Annotated in this window: 12 protein-coding genes and 2 pseudogenes; 4 read left to right on the forward strand and 10 right to left on the reverse strand. The window is 42.4% G+C overall.

From position 1 onward, the window contains the following. Positions 1–490 precede the first annotated feature (490 nt). The 6 genes and pseudogenes from V7K85_RS20645 to V7K85_RS20670 all read right to left on the reverse strand — a co-directional run. Positions 491–625: pseudogene (locus V7K85_RS20645) on the reverse strand (substrate-binding domain-containing protein); the annotation flags it as partial. A gap of 693 nt (positions 626–1,318) precedes the next feature. Further along, positions 1,319–1,549, reverse strand: coding sequence for a DUF6737 family protein (locus V7K85_RS20650; RefSeq protein ID WP_334816058.1), 231 nt, complete (start codon positions 1,547–1,549; stop codon positions 1,319–1,321). 418 nt (positions 1,550–1,967) lie between these two features. Continuing rightward, positions 1,968–3,002, reverse strand: coding sequence for an ABC transporter substrate-binding protein (locus V7K85_RS20655; RefSeq protein WP_334816060.1), 1,035 nt, complete (start codon positions 3,000–3,002; stop codon positions 1,968–1,970). Further along, complete coding sequence (locus V7K85_RS20660; protein WP_334816062.1) at positions 2,990–5,632, reverse strand: TonB-dependent siderophore receptor; 2,643 nt, start codon at positions 5,630–5,632, stop codon at positions 2,990–2,992. The genes V7K85_RS20655 and V7K85_RS20660 overlap by 13 nt, the downstream gene beginning before the upstream one ends. Positions 5,633–5,903: 271 nt before the next feature. Continuing rightward, positions 5,904–7,940 carry an NAD-dependent DNA ligase LigA gene (gene ligA / locus V7K85_RS20665; RefSeq protein ID WP_334816064.1) on the reverse strand — a complete coding sequence of 679 codons (2,037 nt, stop codon included), beginning with the start codon at positions 7,938–7,940 and terminating at the stop codon, positions 5,904–5,906. A gap of 86 nt (positions 7,941–8,026) precedes the next feature. Further along, entirely contained in the window at positions 8,027–9,091 is a 1,065-nt protein-coding gene (locus V7K85_RS20670; RefSeq protein WP_334816066.1) for a vWA domain-containing protein, read from the reverse strand. A gap of 59 nt (positions 9,092–9,150) precedes the next feature. Between V7K85_RS20670 and V7K85_RS20675 the strand changes: the two are divergent. Then, positions 9,151–10,207: pseudogene (locus V7K85_RS20675) on the forward strand (glycerophosphodiester phosphodiesterase). A gap of 77 nt (positions 10,208–10,284) precedes the next feature. Next, positions 10,285–11,427 carry a DUF3466 family protein gene (locus V7K85_RS20680; RefSeq protein ID WP_334816069.1) on the forward strand — a complete coding sequence of 381 codons (1,143 nt, stop codon included), beginning with the start codon at positions 10,285–10,287 and terminating at the stop codon, positions 11,425–11,427. A gap of 201 nt (positions 11,428–11,628) precedes the next feature. Here V7K85_RS20680 and V7K85_RS20685 read toward each other — a convergent pair whose 3' ends face one another. From V7K85_RS20685 to V7K85_RS20700, 4 genes are all read right to left on the reverse strand, one after another. Beyond that, positions 11,629–12,324, reverse strand: coding sequence for an SAM-dependent methyltransferase (locus V7K85_RS20685; RefSeq protein ID WP_334816071.1), 696 nt, complete (start codon positions 12,322–12,324; stop codon positions 11,629–11,631). A gap of 308 nt (positions 12,325–12,632) precedes the next feature. Beyond that, on the reverse strand, positions 12,633–13,748 hold the full coding sequence (locus V7K85_RS20690; RefSeq protein ID WP_334816072.1) for an iron-containing redox enzyme family protein: 1,116 nt from the start codon (positions 13,746–13,748) through the stop codon (positions 12,633–12,635). Between the two features lie 322 nt (positions 13,749–14,070). Beyond that, a complete protein-coding gene (locus V7K85_RS20695) occupies positions 14,071–15,909 on the reverse strand; it encodes a peptidoglycan D,D-transpeptidase FtsI family protein (RefSeq protein WP_334816074.1) in 1,839 nt (612 codons plus the stop codon). Between the two features lie 82 nt (positions 15,910–15,991). Beyond that, a complete protein-coding gene (locus V7K85_RS20700) occupies positions 15,992–16,690 on the reverse strand; it encodes a hypothetical protein (RefSeq protein ID WP_334816076.1) in 699 nt (232 codons plus the stop codon). Between the two features lie 503 nt (positions 16,691–17,193). Here V7K85_RS20700 and V7K85_RS20705 point away from each other — a divergent pair. Then, positions 17,194–17,418 carry a hypothetical protein gene (locus tag V7K85_RS20705; RefSeq protein WP_334816078.1) on the forward strand — a complete coding sequence of 75 codons (225 nt, stop codon included), beginning with the start codon at positions 17,194–17,196 and terminating at the stop codon, positions 17,416–17,418. 486 nt (positions 17,419–17,904) lie between these two features. Continuing rightward, positions 17,905–18,237: a hypothetical protein gene (locus V7K85_RS20710; RefSeq protein WP_334816080.1), complete on the forward strand. Its 333-nt coding sequence runs from the start codon at positions 17,905–17,907 to the stop codon at positions 18,235–18,237. Positions 18,238–18,384 lie beyond the last annotated feature (147 nt).

Below are 18,384 nucleotides of genomic sequence, written 5' to 3' on the forward strand. Positions count from 1 at the left end.
TTGCGAGGGATAGCTTTCTTGGAACTTCTCCTTCCCGTGTGTTCTCTAGCAGAGGCTGCGCGTAGCTTGCTTCGATTTAGGAGTACGGAAGCGGTGAGTTAAGAGACATCAAGAAATAGACAAAACTAAACTAGTAACTCACGGCAAAAATAAAAATGCGCGATCGCTAACACTAGTTCCCTAAGTTGGAAAACCTATCTTTTCCTGACAAAGACGCTACACGTAGCAAGCTTTAAGAATAGGGTACAGGACTGGACTCACTTTTATCTCGCTAGCAACAATGATTTCGACGTTTCCTTTTGCAGCCTTAGCGTCTTCTTGCTTGTGATCGCCAGGCAGCACTTGGCATCTTGTGACCAGCGGAGATGATCGCTTAACTTTGCAGCACAGTCCTGGTCATCTCTGCGCGTCTACGCAGAGATGACCAGATATAGGGAAACTCAAAGACTGGAAAACTTTGACTTAAGTATTGTCAGTTGTTATCACAGAATCCCAAGGTGATCCCAACTGCTTCTCTGCCGGAAAGAACATCACGTACAAAGGGAATATTGTACTCCCCTGTTTCGGGGTGGTATAGGTGCATCTCAGCAATGTGAGCTTCACCTCTACATAAACTGTGTAATGCATCCAGAAACAACACTTTTTCTTAGCGGGCGATCGCGATAATATCATGTTCGGTAAAAGACTTATCATTAAGAGCACAGGGAGCAGGGGGAAAGAGGGTTTTAAGATTTTTGCATAGATGCCCGGAATAATAACTAATCAAGCAGACATGATAAGTAGGTGTGTGAAAATTTATAACTATGTCATTGCGAACGGAGCAAAGCGAAGTGAAGCAATCGCAAGGGTTTAGAGCATTTTACATTTTGTTACATAGTTCGGTTTATTTGAGCCAACCGACTTATAACACGCATTTTGTTGTCAAGTTGCCATTGGTATTTCAAAATTAATAGTGGGATTTTGATGTTAATCATGATTTGCCCTGATATAGAAAGTTATTATAACATCATGAAAACTGTTCACAAATTCACCGACATGTTAAAAATATTTACTAACAGAACTATAATTGCTGTTAGCACTCCATCTGACAAAGGTCTACTGTGAGTACTCAGCATAGATGAAATATTGCCTGAATAACACTCACCTACTAGCTGATAGATACACTGGAAATTATTCTAGGGAAACCATTACATCAGCAGTATGAATTATTAAATAAACTTCTATCTTCTGCTGCACGTAGCTTTGCTGCTAAATCTATTAACACGGTGGAATAATTTTCTCTCCCTGAAGCAATTTTTAGTAACATATCAAGCTCAAATTACTCTTTATACGACTCCAAAATACCACTGCGAATCATTAGTTGCGGCCAAAACAACACAAAAAATCCCATCCACATCACTACAGGAATAGAGACGAGAACTGTTAGCCAGATAGTTTTAAATAGTAACCAGCTACCAGCAATCAGTGTTACACCTGTGAGAACTATAGACCAGGGCTGACACCACCAAGGTTTGTAGTTCCAGGGACTTACGGGTTTTTGTTCAGACATTGCTTTTATTAAGTAAAACTTTGTTTCCAGCCTATTATGCAGCCTAATGATACATCTAAAATTGTCTAAATTTCTTCATATAAGTAGCATTGATAAATCAGTTTTACTGCCAATGTTTTCCTTACCTCACGCAAATCTGACCGAAAATCAATAAATTATTGAGACATCTCCGAAAATTAATTATGCGTTCACCCAAACCCTTGTAGAGACGCGAAATTTCGCGTCTCTACATTCTTTTCTGGAGATGTCTAATTATTTACGACAATTCGTCCTATTTTGAATGAAAAATTGATATTTAGACAGAGTTTTAAGCTTTTTGTCTGTATCAAGAGCTACAAAAGTTTAATAAAATTTGTACACGGCGTTATAATTATTGAAACAAGTTTTACCCAACGCATCAGCATTGGGTGTGGGACACTTATGGCATAGTAGTTGTTGGTTTAATAGATTTAATCAAATATCGGAATAAATCGTCTATTAACAGGTTTGCCGAGATGGGGCCCATACCACGCCAGTAAAAACCAACTTCATCTACTGAGGAGTGCTGCACGACTTTTAACTTAGACCATAATGGAGATGCCTTCAACTTTTGAAGTTCTGAATTGGGATTTTGATGACTCCTTATATCTTCGGTAACTAAAAATAGGATATCTCCATCAATTTCACCCAAGAGTTCCTCAGATATGGGAAGAAAAGCATAACGTCCTCCCAAGCGCATTTTGTTGCTTGTTTCAAAATGGAGTAATTGATTTGGCGGACGTTGAATACCAGCATCTTTAAATATCTCTCCCTCAAAAGAAGCCGCCTCAGGTAGGAAAACTCCATCAGTACGCAATTCAGCAACCGATATAACTGTAGGTAACAGACGCTGATTTATAGAAGCTTTCAACTGTGCTAAACGTGCATAATAATTAGTCATTAACTGCTGCGCTAACTGAGTTTTCCCCAAGGCATCAGCAGTAGAAGCTAAGAACCCCTTCCACGGTGAAACTGGATCAAAAGTAGCCAAAACTGTAGGTGCGATGTGGGATAACAGGCTGTAGATATCTTGATGGGAACTCAAGCCTAGAATTAAGTCTGGCTTGAGTCGCAAAAGTTTCTCTAGATTGGGAGACTCCAAACCCACATCCTCAATGCCTTTAAGTTTGCCCACCAATCGCTGCAAGTCAGAGACAGCATCCTTTGGGGCAGCGATGGGCGTGACTCCCAAAGCAAAAGTAGGTTCTAATAAAGCGTAAACCAAAACTACTACCCGTTGAGGATGGGCAGGAACTATCGTTTCACCCATAACATGTTTGACTACGCGGACATCGACTTGGGATGGTGATTTAGTCAAGGAATGACTATTGTTGTATGAAGGTTTCCACAAGCTGCAACCATACAAAAATAGCAGCAGCAACATTGCAATTAGGGATAGCCACCTCACCATAATTGTTACTTTTATAATTGCCACTTTAAAGTTGCCTCTACCCCGAAAGGTTCACCTCGAAAAACGCGATTAATATTGTAAGCACCTTCATAATAAAGAACATCAAACAAATTTTGGAAATTTAGTGCTGCTTGGAAGTGGTTGTGGCGGTAGTATAAAGCAGCATCGGTACGAACATAACTGGGTAAAGTGTATGTGTTAGTTAAATCACCTTCTCTGTCACCAAAATAGAACACACCCAAGCCGCCTCCCAACCCTTGCAATTTGCCTTTGGGGATAATATAGGTTGTCCATAAAGACGCGCTATTTTCTGGAGTATTAGCAAGTAAACTTCCGACTTTATAGGTGTTGTCACGAGTCACACGGCCATCAGTATAGTTGTAAGCGGCAATGATGTTCCATCCTGGGGCAAGTTCCCCGGTGAAAAATAGCTCAACACCTCTACTTCTCTGCTCACCAACTTGGATACTATAGGTGGGATCGTTTATATCTGTCGTTACAATGTTGCTTTGGGTGAGTTGGTACAAAGCCAGTGTTGCGGAAAGTTTATTATTGAGCAAGTCGGTTTTGACTCCAACTTCATACTGAGTACCGCGTGTAGGTTCAAAGGAATTGTTATTAACATCTGTACCCAAAGGTTGATCGAAAGAGCGACTGTAGCTGGCGTAGAGTGAAACAGGTGGAATCGGTTGATAGACAATGCCTAAGCGTGGGCTAAACGCTGAATTGGATTGCTCGCTAACACTTGTGGCGATGGTCTTTTGATCCACAAAGTCTCCACGTCCACCCAAGACCAACTTCAAGTTAGGTGCGATCGCTAATTGGTCTTGAAAATAAATTCCTAAGTCATCGATTCTTTCCTTATCTTTGCGAGTGTCCAAAAAATCTCCTGGTGTCTGTCCATAAACTGGATTGTAAATATCAAGCGACGGAAAAGTTCGGACTACAAAACTGTAGGGTGAAACTATCCGTTGATACCAATCAACGCCAACGAGTAATTGGTGTTCTAAAGAACCAGTGTTGAACTTACCCACTACATGAGTATCTTGAGAAAGGTTGCTGACGCTAGTCGGACCCCAAATCTGCTCAAAGCGATCGACAGTACGGTTATCTGCCTCTAAACTCGTTGGTGTAACGTTAGTAGTATAAGGTCGCTCTGCAAACGCATAGCTCAAGCTATTGTACAAAGACCACTGATCACTAAAATTATGCTCAAATTTGTAGCTAGCTCGTCCTTGTGTCACCTTCTCTCTGTCTTGCGTGGGATCTCCCACATAGGTGTTAGGAGAAATCTTGCCATTTGGATTTGGTAGTATTGTTCCAATCGCGGGTAAACCCAGAGGAGAGAGTTCCGCTTGTCGTGAATTGAGATACTCCCCGGATACAGTCAACTTTGTGTCACGACTCGGTTGCCAACTAATAACGGGTGCAAAAAAAGTCCGCTCTGCGTATACATGATTAATATAGCTGCCGGAATTTTCGTAATCAGCATTGAAGCGATACAACAGCTTTTTATCAGTCGTTAGAGGACCTGTGAAGTCTATAGAGGATTTATATAAGCTATAACTACCGACGTTACCCTGTATTGAGTAGTAAGGTGTACTTAAGGGCTGTTTAGTTACTAAATTATACACACCTCCCGGCGAACCATTCCCATAAAGCACCGAAGCAGGTCCACGTAGCACCTCTACACGTTCTATGTTGGCAAGGTCATTTTGAAATGGAGTACCAATAAAACTAGTGAAGTTATCTCTCAAGCCATCTCTGAGACTATTTGAAGCCTCAACATCGAAACCGCGAATAATCACACTCTCACCAAGGCGGCTTGGTTCCGAGTTCTGACCGATGCCAAGATTTCTCAGGACATCGCCAACGCGTTTGTCTGCTTGGTCGTCAATTACTGCCCTTGGGACAACTTGAACCGTTTGTGGAATATCCCGGTTTAGCGTATTTGTTCTTGTCCCTGTAGTGGCATCCGGTACGCGATAACCAGTATCTGGGGGAGCAATTACTTCTAATTCTATCGCCGGGTTTTCCCCTGGTGTCTGCTGTGTTGTTGCAGTACTCGTTACCCCAAACACCAAACCCTGAGTCTGATTATCAAATAATTCCACTACTGGCGCACCCGTTTTCCCCACAACTGTTAACCGCACCGTGTTAGTGTCCACATTGGTAACTGTAACTAGTGCTATGCCGGCAGATGGCTTTGATTGTTGGAAACTCTCACCACTTGTCAGTTGAAAGTGAGCATTTTTGACATCTGCTACGTATGAATTACCTTCTACTTTCCCAAAAACTGACAATTTCTCAGAACTGGGCGTAACTAAAATTATCTCTATTCCTTTGTCGGTAGTGTTTATCTTCACATCCGTCACCGACACGACAGGAATTGTAGCTTGACTAAGTTGGGAGACTTTGTTCTGATCTCTGGGTGTCCTCAGTAAATAAGTTGCACTGGTGAAAGCTGACTGCATATCACTCAAACTATAAATCTTTTGGGTTGGTTTAACTTGATTGGCTGCTGTCTGTCGGGGTAATAGTTGTCTGTCAGTTTTTGGTATCTCCTGACTCAAAACAGGAAGAGTGTACGCCACTATTGAGGCGGTAAATAAAAGACATCGCCGAAACAAGACAAATAATTTTTCCACAGCCACTATCACTCCTCACAATTCACTATTTACTTTGAAATCACCACACTACAAAATATGTCAAAGATATAGGCGATCGCATAAGCAATGAACCTTGGCTTTGAGCATTCATGTTTCTAAAACAATACCAACTGTTGGTAACTGTTACCAATATTTTTGGTGATCAAACTTTGACAAACAGTACTGCTGTTGAAATTAAGCAAATAAACGTAGAGAAGGAGTAATCATTAAGTGTAAGCTTACGGAGAATTACTATAAGTTATCTTTTTACCTTGTTTCAACCTTCAAGCATCTCCAATAATTGCGCCTCGCTTAACTGCGTAATTCCCAAGGAGAGCGCTTTTTCTAATTTAGAACCGGCATCTTCTCCTAACACCAAATAATCTGTTTTTTTACTCACGGAATCAGTCACTTTTCCACCAGCTTTTTGAATCAAAACCTTTGCTTCATCTCGCTTTAAGGTTGGCAATGTACCCGTAACTACAAAAGTTTTACCTGCGAACTTTTGATTACCATCACCAACTGTTTTTGTTGACTCTGTGGCAGTTAATTGCAATCCTTCTGCTTGCAAGCGTTCTATCAACGCTTGGTTAGCGTCAATCCGAAACCACTGGTACACAGATTGGGCAATTTCAGCACCGATACCGTAAATTCCTTCAATATCTGATTGCTTTGCTGTAGTTAACTGGTCTACAGTGAAATACTTCTGAGTCAACAATTGGGCATTCACACTGCCAACGTGACGGATGCCTAAACCATATAATACCCTTGACCAAGGTTGATTTTTTGATTGAGCGATCGCATCTATTAATTTCTCTGCTGACTTTTGCCCCAACCTTTCCAATGCACACAATTTGCTTTCTGTCAACTCATACAAATCAGCAACGGAATGCACCAAACCTTTATCAACGAGTTGATGCACGCATTTTTCGCCTAAACCTTTAATATCCAAGGCATCACGACTTACCCAATGTTCAATGGAACCTTTGAGAATCGCCGCACAACAAGCATTGACGCACCGAGTCACTGCCTCACCTGATTCTCGCACCACTGGTTGACCACAGACTGGGCAATGGGTGGGCATAACGAAAGGTTCAGTGTCAGAGGGACGGAGTTCTTTTAATACCCTTAGCACTTCTGGGATGATTTCCCCAGCTTTGCGGACAATGACAGTATCGCCAATGCGGATATCTAATTGAGCAATGCGATCGCTATTATGTAAAGTCGCGCGGGAAACTGTTGTTCCCGCCAGTTGCACAGGGCGCATTTCTGCTAACGGCGTTAATGCCCCCGTTCGTCCGACATTTACAGCAATATTTTCCACACGGGTAGGCGCTTCTTCGGCTGCGTACTTTAAGGCGATCGCCCAGCGAGGGAATTTCTGCGTAAACCCTAGCTGTTCTTGAAGTTTAAAAGAATTCAGTTTCACTACTACCCCATCAGTCATGTAGGGTAAATTCAGCCGTTCCGTATCCCAGTATTCATAATATTTTGCCACTTCTGCGATCGAAGCACACAGTTTATGATTGGGGTTGACTCGAAAACCCATCTGTTCTAACAACTCCAATGCTTCCCATTGGGTATTGGCAATACTGGTGTCATCTCTACCAGGAATGTGCAAGGTGTAGCTAAAGAAATCTAACCGCCGTTTAGCGACAATGCGGGAGTCTAGTTGCCTGAGTGTACCAGCTGCGGCATTACGGGGATTGGCAAATAATTGCTCACCTGCTTTTTGCCTTTCCTGATTGATTTGTTTAAATACTTCCAAGGGCAAAAATGCCTCGCCGCGTACTTCCACCCTTTCCAGAATTTCTAATCCTTCAAAATTCAAACGCAAGGGAATTGAGCGAATTGTCCGCACATTTTGAGTGATATCTTCACCCGTCACCCCATCACCCCTAGTTGTCCCCCTAACTAGAATGCCATTCTGGTAGGTAAGAGCCAAAGCAGAACCATCAATTTTGAGTTCAGTGACATATTCCACTGAATCTATTTTCGGTACTTGTCGCCGCCAGCGCTGATCCCACCCTTTCAACTCATCGATATTGAATGCATTCTCCAGACTGTACAACGGGATATTATGCCGCACCGAGGTAAATTGCGTTGCTGGCCTTTCACCCACGCGCTGAGTCGGACTATCGGGTGTCGTCAATTCTGGATATTGAATTTCCAGTTGTTGCAATTCTCGATATAGCTGGTCATAGACTGCATCCTCCATGATTGGAGCATCTAGGACGTAATAAGCATAGCTGGCTTGTTGCAATAACTGGCGCAACTCTTCTGTGCGCTTTACTTCAGGCTTAATCTGTGTCATTAGAATGATTACAAAATACCTAGCGAATAGAATAGCCTGCATCAGCAGGCTTTGTTTGGGTAGCCACGACTTGTAGTCGTTGGGACTTAGCGATCCCAGTCTTCGACTTCATATAAAAATCGAGTTTTGCCAATCAGTTTACGATTAGCAGAGGTACTTTGGACAAACACAACATACTTTTCTAGGTTACTCGGTTTAATCCTAATCGTTGCATCCATCGGTAGACCTAACATTTCTCGTGCCGCACCTCCTTCAAATAAATCACCCGTTCCCCGATCCATTAAGATAATTTCTTTTTGAGCCTGGATAGTTTCTGTTTTTGTGAATTCGTAGAAACCCCGCCCAACTTTAAAACTCAAACCATTTTCCAATACAAAGGCTTTAATTGAAATATCTTGTTCAACCTCTAAAATCTGGAAACGCCCTGGAGAAACTGCCCGTAAATCAGCCGATTCGTAATAGGATGTTGCTTCCCGGTTCATCATGGTGTTAAATATTTTATTTAACCCCCGGCTCATGCGTCCTTGGTCAATTACTTCTTGTTCATAAGCTTGTAGCTGTTCATTAGAAGATTGTTGGTAGCAAACTGCTAAAAACAAGTCACTAATATACGAAAACTGGTCTAAGTTGATATGAAAACCGCCAGACTTTTCTGCAAGTTCTTGATAAAAAGGAGTAGCATGAGAGCGATTGAGTGCTTGAACTCCGTAAACTGTAATTTCTGCCTCGGCTAATTTATCTAACTCTTTGCGCCAATTCAGTTTTTTAGGATTGTGTGCTGGAGGATGGGGAATATCATCGCCAATCAAAACCAATGATTTTGTTGCTGATTTTGACCAAGATAAAGATTGAGATTCATGTAATACCAATTCGTAACATTCTGGTGCATCTCCGCCACCAGTAGGTGCAACATTTTGCACAAAATCACAGATAGCATCAACATCACCGGATATATTAAATGTTTTGGTGACATAAGTTGAGCCTTCATCACAGTAGTCACCATGAGCAATAATCCCAATCCGAATCAAGGGAATTTCGTCTATCAGTCTGGTAACGGTATTTTTGATTTTTCGCCGTACCTGGGTAAGACAAGGATACATACTCCCAGTTGTATCAAAGCTGAAAGCAATTTCAATATTATTACTAGTCATGCACTCACCTAAATTAATATTTAATTTTTAACTTACAAAATTACAAATGGCACGCAATCATGGTTAAAAATTTTACAGGTAAACCTTCAATTATCATTGCTCACCGAGGTGCTAGCGGCTATCGTCCAGAACATACTTTGGCTGCTTATGAATTAGCGATGCCTGTACGCCTACGCACTGGGCGCTGACTATATTGAACCTGATTTAGTTTCCACCAAAGACAGTGTTTTAATTGCTCGTCACAAAAATGAGATTTCTGAAACCACCGACGTTGCTAGCCATGCAGAATTTGCTCACCGTCAAACCACCAAAATAATTAATAGCGAATCAAAAACTGGCTGGTTTACTGAAGACTTTACCCTGGCAGAACTGAAAACACTACGAGCCAAAGAGCGAATTCCCCAACTGCGTAGGCGTAGCCCAACCCAGGCATCGCAAAATACCGCCTATGATGGACTCTTAGAAATTCCCACGCTGCAAGAAATCATCGATTTAGCCAAGGGTAAAAGTGCCGAAATTAATCGGGCGATCGGCATTTACCCCGAAACTAAGCACCCAACTTATTTTAAATCTATTGGGTTAGCCCTAGAAGCACCCTTACTTGCAACTTTGACAGCTAACGGTTATCAGGGAGCTAATGCACCTGTTTTTATTCAGTCTTTTGAAGTCAGTAATTTACAAGATTTATCCACAAAGACTGATTTACCTTTGGTGCAATTGCTGAATAACAGTGGTAAACCTAATGATTTTGTAGTGAGTGGTAATGATAGCACCTATGCAGATTTAGCAACTGCATCAGGTTTAAGGGAGATTGCTAAATATGCACAGGCGGTTGGCGTTCATAAAAATTTATTGGTTCCTAGAGACAGCAATGGTAAATTGCGTAGACGCGGAGCGGCTTGTCGCCAGATATCGCTCACATCTTTAGTTACAGATGCTCATGTGGCTGGTTTGCTGGTTCATGTCTGGACTTTCCGCAATGAAGACTGCTTTTTGCCACTCGACTTTCAAGGAAATCCCCAAGGGGAATATGAACTATTTTTCAGCTTAGGTGTTAATGGCGTATTTAGCGATTACCCAGATACGGCAGGTTCCCACTCTACTGTTGAGTGGTAATTTGGTAGGGTAATAGAAAATTACGGAAAAGTAACATGGTTTTACTTAAGTGGAAATCCTGTATAACAGCAATAACCTTGACCGCAATCAGTCTTACTGCATCCAAGTCGGCATTGGCAGTATCTCTATACTCAGTTACTGACTTAGGCAGTCTTACAGGAGAAGCCTACAGTTACGCTACAGACATCAATGACTCAGGTGAGGTAGCGATTAATTCTTTAAAGGGTTCTTTTTTTTACAGCAATGGTTCGCTCAAAAAAATTAGTCCGTTACCTGGCGATAATCAACTTGCAGTGACTGGTATCAATAACTTGGGGCAAGTAGTTGGTAATTCAATCGGTAACACCGACAGTGATAATAACGCCTTTATTTACAGTAATGGAACAACCCAAAATATCGGTGTTAAAGGCATTCCATATGCTATCAATGACTCAGGTGAGGTGGTTGGCGGTACGACTGGTGGCGGTATATTCCCAAAACTTGCCTTTCCCTATGGGGCCGCTTTCAAATACAGTAATGGTACAACGACTATCATAAACAACAATGATTTACAAGAAAATTATGTTGCCTATAGCATAAATAATCTAAGTCAGGTAGCTGGCATTTTCGGTTCTACCGCTAGCCGAGCCTTTTTATATAACAACGGCATAATCACTAATCTCGGCATCCTTCCTCCGAGTGACAACTACAGTTCAGCACAGAACATTAATGACTTAGGACAAGTAGTTGGTAGTTCGGGACTCACTGGAGTAAATGATAGTCGTGCTTTTCTGTACAGTTCCAGCACGGGACTCGAAAACCTCGGTAGGTTACATCCTACAGATTTGTTCAGTGCTGCTTTGGGGATCAATAATTTGGGTCAAGTAGTCGGGTATTCTGGCTCTGACAATAACTCTTTTGGAGGACAGGACAATGGTTTGCGGGCTTTTCTTTATAGTGATAACACTCTGTACGACTTAAATGACCTGATTGCTCCTGGTTCAAACGCTGGCTTTACCTTGACAGCAGCATCTGCCATTAATATTAATGGACAAATTGTCGGTCGTGGTGCAGTTAATGGTGAATTACACGCCTTCCTCTTGACGCCAATTTCATCTGTCTCTGTAGCGGAACCAACTTCAGGCGTTCCTATTTTGTCGTTCGGTGCTGTTGTAATTTTATTTGTAGCGCTCAAGGGCAAACCTGACTCTAGCAGTGCAACTATAGAACAAAGAAGTTAATCCAATAATTTCAGATAAACAAACTGATTACTTGGGAATTTTGAATGAGTGACTTTTGACTTACCCGTTGGCGTAGCGTCTCCAAGAGTTGGGGCTGACTATTGACCAATGACTAATGACGCCTGTCGGTGAGCGGCGAAGAATCCCATACCTAGAAAAAATGGGCTTTCTCGCCGTCTGACGGTAAGTTGTTCTCGATTTTCACAAACTAGTCATGACCTGAGCTAATTCATTAGATAAATCAATTCCAGACTCATGGCATTTTTTAAATAAAACACCAGCTAAAAAATAATAATCGCCAGAATAAAATGCCATCTTATTTTCTCGGAGTTTTTCTATGTGTTTCTTTACCTTGGGATCAGAGCTATAGTAGCCGAACTGCAAAGGCAACACCATGAAATTTTGAACACAATATCCATTTTCTTTTGCTAGGTTCAGCGTACTTGTTGGATTAGAAAAACTAGAGATTAAAACCAACACATTTTCATAACCTAACGACAAAAGCTCGTTGGTAACTGTGGCTCCATCTATGCCGCCAAATAAGAGTGGCATATAAATATCATTATCTGGTGCGGGGAGATACGGTGGATTAGCTATAAGATACTCTGCATCGGGTTGAGAAGAATTAAACAAACATGAATTATGGATTATGTATTTAGTTGTGAGATTATATTCATCGATGGTTGAATTTGCGACTTTCCATGCAGAAGTATTTAATTCAAATCCCTGGATTACGCCATCAAAGTTGTTTTTCAATAAGGAATTAATTACAGGGCTACCATCTCCTGAGCCAAACTCCACAATAGATTCGTAGTTTTTGCAATTTCTGATCACAAAATTGTCTAAGCAGCTTGAGTAGAAATTAGATTCTTCAGGACAGATAAAAATGTCTTTCATTTGACTGCACTTCAATGTATAAGGTATAATCAATCTAATAGGAGGTTATTTATTACCTGAATTTAAAGGCAATAAATAATCCCAATCAAAAAAAAAGAATGTGACAGGTACAAACCTGGACTAGACTCAATCAGGCTTTCTTAATTTTGAATTTTGAATTGGTCTAACCATTCCTTTAGTAAAGAAGTCCTCACTAAAGAAATTGGGTTGTAAGTAGATTAGGAAATAGAATGATTTAGACATGTGAAATTAGAAACGCCAGAAAGAATCTGCCATTTTTAATTTCTAATTTCTTAGATTTAGATTTATTAGATGAGTAAGGCGGCTTGTTCTGCTGCACGTATCGATCGCATAACAGCACCAGCCGCGCGATCGCCCATTAGTTTCTCCTGGTCATATCCAAGCACCAGTTCCCATGCATTATCGGGATATCGTTCTGCCAAAGGCAAAGCCACATCATCCAACATCCAACGACCGTGGCGTTCATCTTCTCTGATGTGCAGTTCCCAATAACCCATCGCCGCTTCTGACAGTTCCAGTCGTTGCGCCGCCGCCAGATAGTTTTTGTAAGCCGCAGGGCCAGCCACCTCAAAATAAGTCAACGCGCCACTGTAACGGAGGAAATAGCGTTTGCGATCAGTGGTCAGAAAGTTATGATTATCGCAAGCTAGGACTTCCCAAGGTACTAAATCGAAGTATCCTTCTGGTTGAGTGTTCATCCCAAATTCAGCCAGCATTTGAGCAAAAAATGTAGAGTGCTTGCGGGATAAACGACCATTGCCGTATTCTTCTAGCAATACTCGCACCAGCGTACACTGCACTTCATTAGCAGCACCACCTAATACGTAGCAAAGACGACTACCTTCAACTAACCCATCAAAGGAGCCGATCGCTAGTAAATGACGATAGCCAGCTTCAGTCATTTCCTCACGAATATAGCGACTACTCTCCGACAAAGCCGGATTTAAATCGGCAGATGCACGCTCAATTAAAGCTTGTTTTACATCCAATTGTTGCAGTGCAGCCACATCGATTTGTGCCAGTTCCCACTTTTGCCAAGCAGCTTCAATTTGGTCACGACATGAGTACAAGTAAAGCGATCGCTCATTGGTATAGTGCCGCAAATCGTCGTACCAAAACAGCTTTAGCCGATTAATTCGATAAAGTATCCGCTGGAGAAAAAGGTGAGCCTGTTGATCAGAGCGATCGTTTTGATAAGCGGCGCCAATTGCCATAGAGAGCGTCTGTTCAAACTCACTGGCTCTTGCAGGTTCTACATCCAGTTGATTGTCCAAATCCTCCATTGCTAGAAGTTCTATAAATTGCTCCTCAGCACGGTTGTACTTGGTAATTGTTCTTTTTTCTGTTTGCGTGCTTTTTTTCGCAGCCCCAGCGTTAGGAAATATAACTAAATTGCTTTGCATGGAATCTTCGGTAGCTTTGCAAAAGTGAGAAATTACTTTCACCTCTAATACTTAGGTTTCCACACAAGTAGCTTTCTCTACCTCTTTCCCTGGTTATAAAGAAAGATTAAGTCTAGAAGAGGAATACAGGGCATTGGGCATTGGGCATTGGGCAATAGCGGATGAGTCTTTGATACTCGCGGACGAGTCTTTGATACTCGCGGACGAGTCTTTGAACTCCCCTGCTCCCCTGCTCCCCTGCTCCCCTGCTCCCCTGCTCCCCTGCTCCCCTGCTCCCCTGCTCCCCTGCTCCCCTGCTCCCCTGCTCCCCTGCTCCCATTCCCTACGGCGCTTCCGGCTGTTGCTCAATCGCCTTACTTGGCGGAATCTCCTCAAGAGGAATCAGTGCTTCGATCACCGACTTCACAATTGGCGCGGCGACAGTAGAACCATAGGCACTTTCTCCTTTTGGCTCATCCACGAGTGCAAACACTACATAGCGAGGAGATTCCACTGGCAAAATAGCCACGAAGCTGGTCATTCTAGCACCCTTGATGTAGCCGCCATTAGGACTAGCTTTTTGGGCTGTACCAGTTTTACCAGCAATGCGATATCCCGGAATTTGTGCCGCCTTCCCGCTACCTTCAGTAACAACAGTTTCCATCATTTGCAAAACCTTTTGGGTTGTTGCGGCTGAGAAAATTTGGCGTGGGATGGTGCGAGTGGGTGAATCATGCATCTGCCCTTTGCTATCAATCAGCCCTCGAACTACATGGGGTGTAACCAACTTACCGCCATTGGCTAAAGCGCCGTGCATTTGCACTAGCTGTAACGGTGTCATGGAAAAGCCTTGCCCAAAGGAAGTAGTAGCTGCCTCAATTGGCGAAGCGATAAATTCCTCTTGACTTTTCAGCCGACCGCCAACTTCAAAAGGTAAATCTGTATCAACTTTTTGTCCTAGTCCCAAGCGTTCTAGCCAGTTGTAGTAAATTGAAGGCTTTAAGCGTTGGATAATTTGCACCATGCCAATGTTGCTGGAATATTGCAAAATCTGAGCGATACTGATTCGCCCGTTAGCATTATTCATCGCATTTTTGATGGTGTAATTAGCTACTCGAATAGAACCGGAGTCATTAAACATATCATCTGGTTTGATGACGCTATTTTCCAGAGCGATCGCCACATTCAAAGGCTTAAAAGTCGATCCGGGTTCATAAAGATCCGCCACCGTCCAGTTTTTAAATAGCGAAATATTAGCTTTAGCATATTCATTAGGGTTATAGGTAGGTTGAGAAACGAGAGCGAGTAAGGAACCATCCAACGCATCCATGACAATTACCGCTCCACGTTTGGCGTCAAACTTTTCCATCTGTTGTTTGAGCGCAACCCGCGCAATTCGTTGCAGACGGCTATCGATAGTGAGTTGCAGTTGCAAATCATCAAAATGCAGAAAACCTTCGGGCGCATGATCCGGCATCAGCGCCCCATTACCCGACCGACTGAGCCGCACCGTTTGCACAGGACGTTCTAGAAACTTCTCTTGAGAGTATTCCACACCTGCTTGACCACGACGGTCAACATTCACATAGCCCACTACATCCGCAACCAAATCATCTGGCGGATAATATCGGGAGTATTTTTGAATCCACTCCAAGCCATTTAAGCGCAAAGAGATGACGCGATCGATCATTTCTTCCGGGAAGTCTGGGGCAAGTATAATTCCACTTCTTTTGCTTTGAAAAGTTTTTACCAATTCAGCAGGATCTTTTGCCAATATTGGGGCAAGTCGCTCTGCCATATCTTCATTAGACTTATCAAACAGCTTGGGATGAGCGTATAAAGTATATACAGGACGGTCAATCGCCAACAGATTACTATTGCGATCTACCACCGGGCGACGGGGCATAAAAGGTCGCAAATTCACCATTTGCTGGTTTCGCGCCTGCTCTGTTAATTTTGGCCCCTTGACAATTTGTAGGTTATACAAGTTGATACCCAACCCCAACCCTGATGCCATTAATACGCCCCATACTATGAATAGTCGGGACTTGGTGTTAGATGTTTGGTCTTGGATATTAGAGGCTAATTTTCCCAAAAACCCTCGTTTATAATCCTTTTGTCGCCTTGTGAATGCTGCATTCCGAAACTTTCTGAATTTTGTTTTGCTTGGTGACTTCTGCATTGGGTTGGTCCTTTGTCTTTTGTTATTTGCCACAAGTCTGAGTCCCAATGACAAATGACTAATGACTAATGACTCTTAAAGATTAGTATCCTAGTGGCGAGAGTGTTTGCTGTTGCATTTCAGAATTTGGCGTTGTCTTAGATGATGCTGGCTTAGGACTATGAGATGCTGGAGGTAAGAAAATCATCCCTTGAGGAGTCGGCGATACCAGCCCTGCTGTTGGTTGTTCTGCTTCCTCAGCCATTTTATTTGTCAGCGTCGCGTTGGTTGTCGTTAGCAGCCGCTCATGACGTTGGAGGTTTTGCAGTCTGCGATATGACTGACTCCAAAGCTCTTGGGAATATACTGTCCAGCCATACATAGCAAGTGTCGATGCTACTAACAAAAACGCCAAAACTGTCGAATAACGATGAAAGGTATACAAGCGCAGCAACCACAAAGATGCCGCTCCAGAATTAGACATTATCGGAAGGCGAAGAAAACCTTCCCCCGAAGTCTTCTGGTTCGCACTCGACTGCTGATTGAGATTTGGCACTTGTTGTCTACCCAACTCTTTCACCGATTTGGCTATAACTGCCTCATTTGTAGGAGAAACCGCTGGATTTTTCGATGAACGCTGTTGTCTTTGAGAGGATACTAGTGCGGCTTGGGTAGCTGGTGTAGAAGCGCTCCGTGCTGCTGACTCCATACGCGCAGAGCGTCGCCTCCCTAAAGAAAGGATAGAATCTCGCCGGAACCAATTACCTCTTGTAGAAACAGCAGATTTACGAGCAACTACCATAATTTTTTTTAGATGGGAAATATTGTACTTTAGATTGATTTTCTTGATTGTCTGTTTTTGCTTAGGTAAAAATCGCCTTCTGTGCAACAAGCACACATAACAGACTACACCCTTTTAACTGTTCTGATAGGTAGCTGTACCAATGTATGCATCCTCTAGATATTGCAATGTTTGCAATCAGCGATTAGCAACTGGACAGCTTGCCCTTTAGGTATCGCACCTAAAGTATGGCAACGCGGGGCAGCAAGATGCAATACTCCATGAAAAAAATCTAATTTTTTGCTATGATATCTCGGTTTGCTAGAAAACTTGGTAATTTCCGTTTTGCAACTGAGTTAAAAGAAACTAATCAGATGGCTGTATGATATGTAATCCCAAAAAAATACCCCAAAGGATTGTTTTTTGAGTATGTAATCTTGCAGCATTTAAAAAAAAGCAATAAATACGGTATCGTATTCAACAGGCGAAAAATTGTTCTAGCCACAATTGGTGAAAGAGGAGTTATGAAAACAAAAATCTTTGGTTTGGCTCTAATGTTAAGTCTGGCTGCAATTCTCGGAGCCTGTGAAGGTGGTGGTGGTGGTGGTACTACTACTACTACTCCCGCTGCAACAGGTGAACCAACTGATGCACCTACTACTCCTAGCCCTGCTGCTACTACACCATCTACTTCCACACCTAGTCCCAGTGTTAGTCCCAGTGCTAATTCCACTGCTAGTCCTAAATAAGGCATCCTAAGCTTTAGTCTAAATCCTGCTCAAAGTTCACGTAAAAACCTGCATCTTTCTGTTGGTGTATCAGAGCCTAAAGTTTGCTCAAATATCAGCTAAGTAGGGCAGCAAATAGAGGACACTGGTGATGAGGGTTACGTCCTCAACCAAGTGTCCGACTAAAATTCTCGTTTGACCGAACCTTGTTCCAAGTCCAAGGGAGTTTAGTTATGTAAATCTAAGCCATCTTGTGGGCAATGTACTTCCCTATGTTGGTATTTGAAATAGCTTAGACTCCTGAGTTTTGAGAGGGCAAAACAATTCATCGCGATCGCTGGCAATTGCTCTTGAGCATTCCCTGTAGTCTATTCCATATCAGGAGAGACCTGGTGATGTCCCTTGATATTGCCAGATTTTTATTGAGAAAATTTGTAATTTTGGGCATGGGGCATTGGGCATGGTAAAAACAGATTTTCATCCTGCGTTGTGAACGCGGTTCAGGAGATGGGGAGAGTTAAAGCGAGAAAGACGATACAATTAGTAGGCTTAATTGTGATTAGTGCAACGTTGGTTGGATTAAGTAGCTATTCGGGATCAGCAGTAATAGCATTACCGCCACCAGATGATACACCAGAAGAAATATTACGCACAAAGATTATTATAGAAGCGCGATCGCCTATTGATGGGAAATTCCTAACAGCTGCCGAATACGTCCAATTGCAAGCGCAGCTGCAAGAAGCCCCGCCACCAAAACTAGACCCCAAAATTCGAGAACAGATTTTCTTGCTTCGCCTACGTAAAACATTATTGCAGTTTTTCCCATTTTTAAATTTTTGATAAATTACTCAAGGGTCAAAAGTCAAGAGCTTTCCCCCATCCCCTGTTTGCCCCATGCCCCAAAAAGATTGATGACTTATTCTGAGGTACGATAACGGTGGCGACAAGATTACAAATAAATGTAAAGAATATATAAATATATATAGA

Source organism: Nostoc sp. (assembly GCF_036917615.1).
GTDB lineage: Bacteria > Cyanobacteriota > Cyanobacteriia > Cyanobacteriales > Nostocaceae > Nostoc.

Bases quoted from the DNA above. Each gene is read 5' to 3' on its own strand.
- V7K85_RS20690 (WP_334816072.1), bottom strand. From the start codon at position 13,748: ATGCAAAGCAATTTAGTTATATTTCCTAACGCTGGGGCTGCGAAAAAA.
- ligA (WP_334816064.1), bottom strand. From the start codon at position 7,940: ATGACACAGATTAAGCCTGAAGTAAAGCGCACAGAAGAGTTGCGCCAG.
- V7K85_RS20685 (WP_334816071.1), bottom strand. From the start codon at position 12,324: ATGAAAGACATTTTTATCTGTCCTGAAGAATCTAATTTCTACTCAAGC.
- V7K85_RS20700 (WP_334816076.1), bottom strand. From the start codon at position 16,690: ATGGTAGTTGCTCGTAAATCTGCTGTTTCTACAAGAGGTAATTGGTTC.
- V7K85_RS20670 (WP_334816066.1), bottom strand. From the start codon at position 9,091: ATGACTAGTAATAATATTGAAATTGCTTTCAGCTTTGATACAACTGGG.
- V7K85_RS20710 (WP_334816080.1), top strand. From the start codon at position 17,905: ATGGGGAGAGTTAAAGCGAGAAAGACGATACAATTAGTAGGCTTAATT.
- V7K85_RS20705 (WP_334816078.1), top strand. From the start codon at position 17,194: ATGAAAACAAAAATCTTTGGTTTGGCTCTAATGTTAAGTCTGGCTGCA.
- V7K85_RS20650 (WP_334816058.1), bottom strand. From the start codon at position 1,549: ATGTCTGAACAAAAACCCGTAAGTCCCTGGAACTACAAACCTTGGTGG.
- V7K85_RS20695 (WP_334816074.1), bottom strand. From the start codon at position 15,909: ATGCAGAAGTCACCAAGCAAAACAAAATTCAGAAAGTTTCGGAATGCA.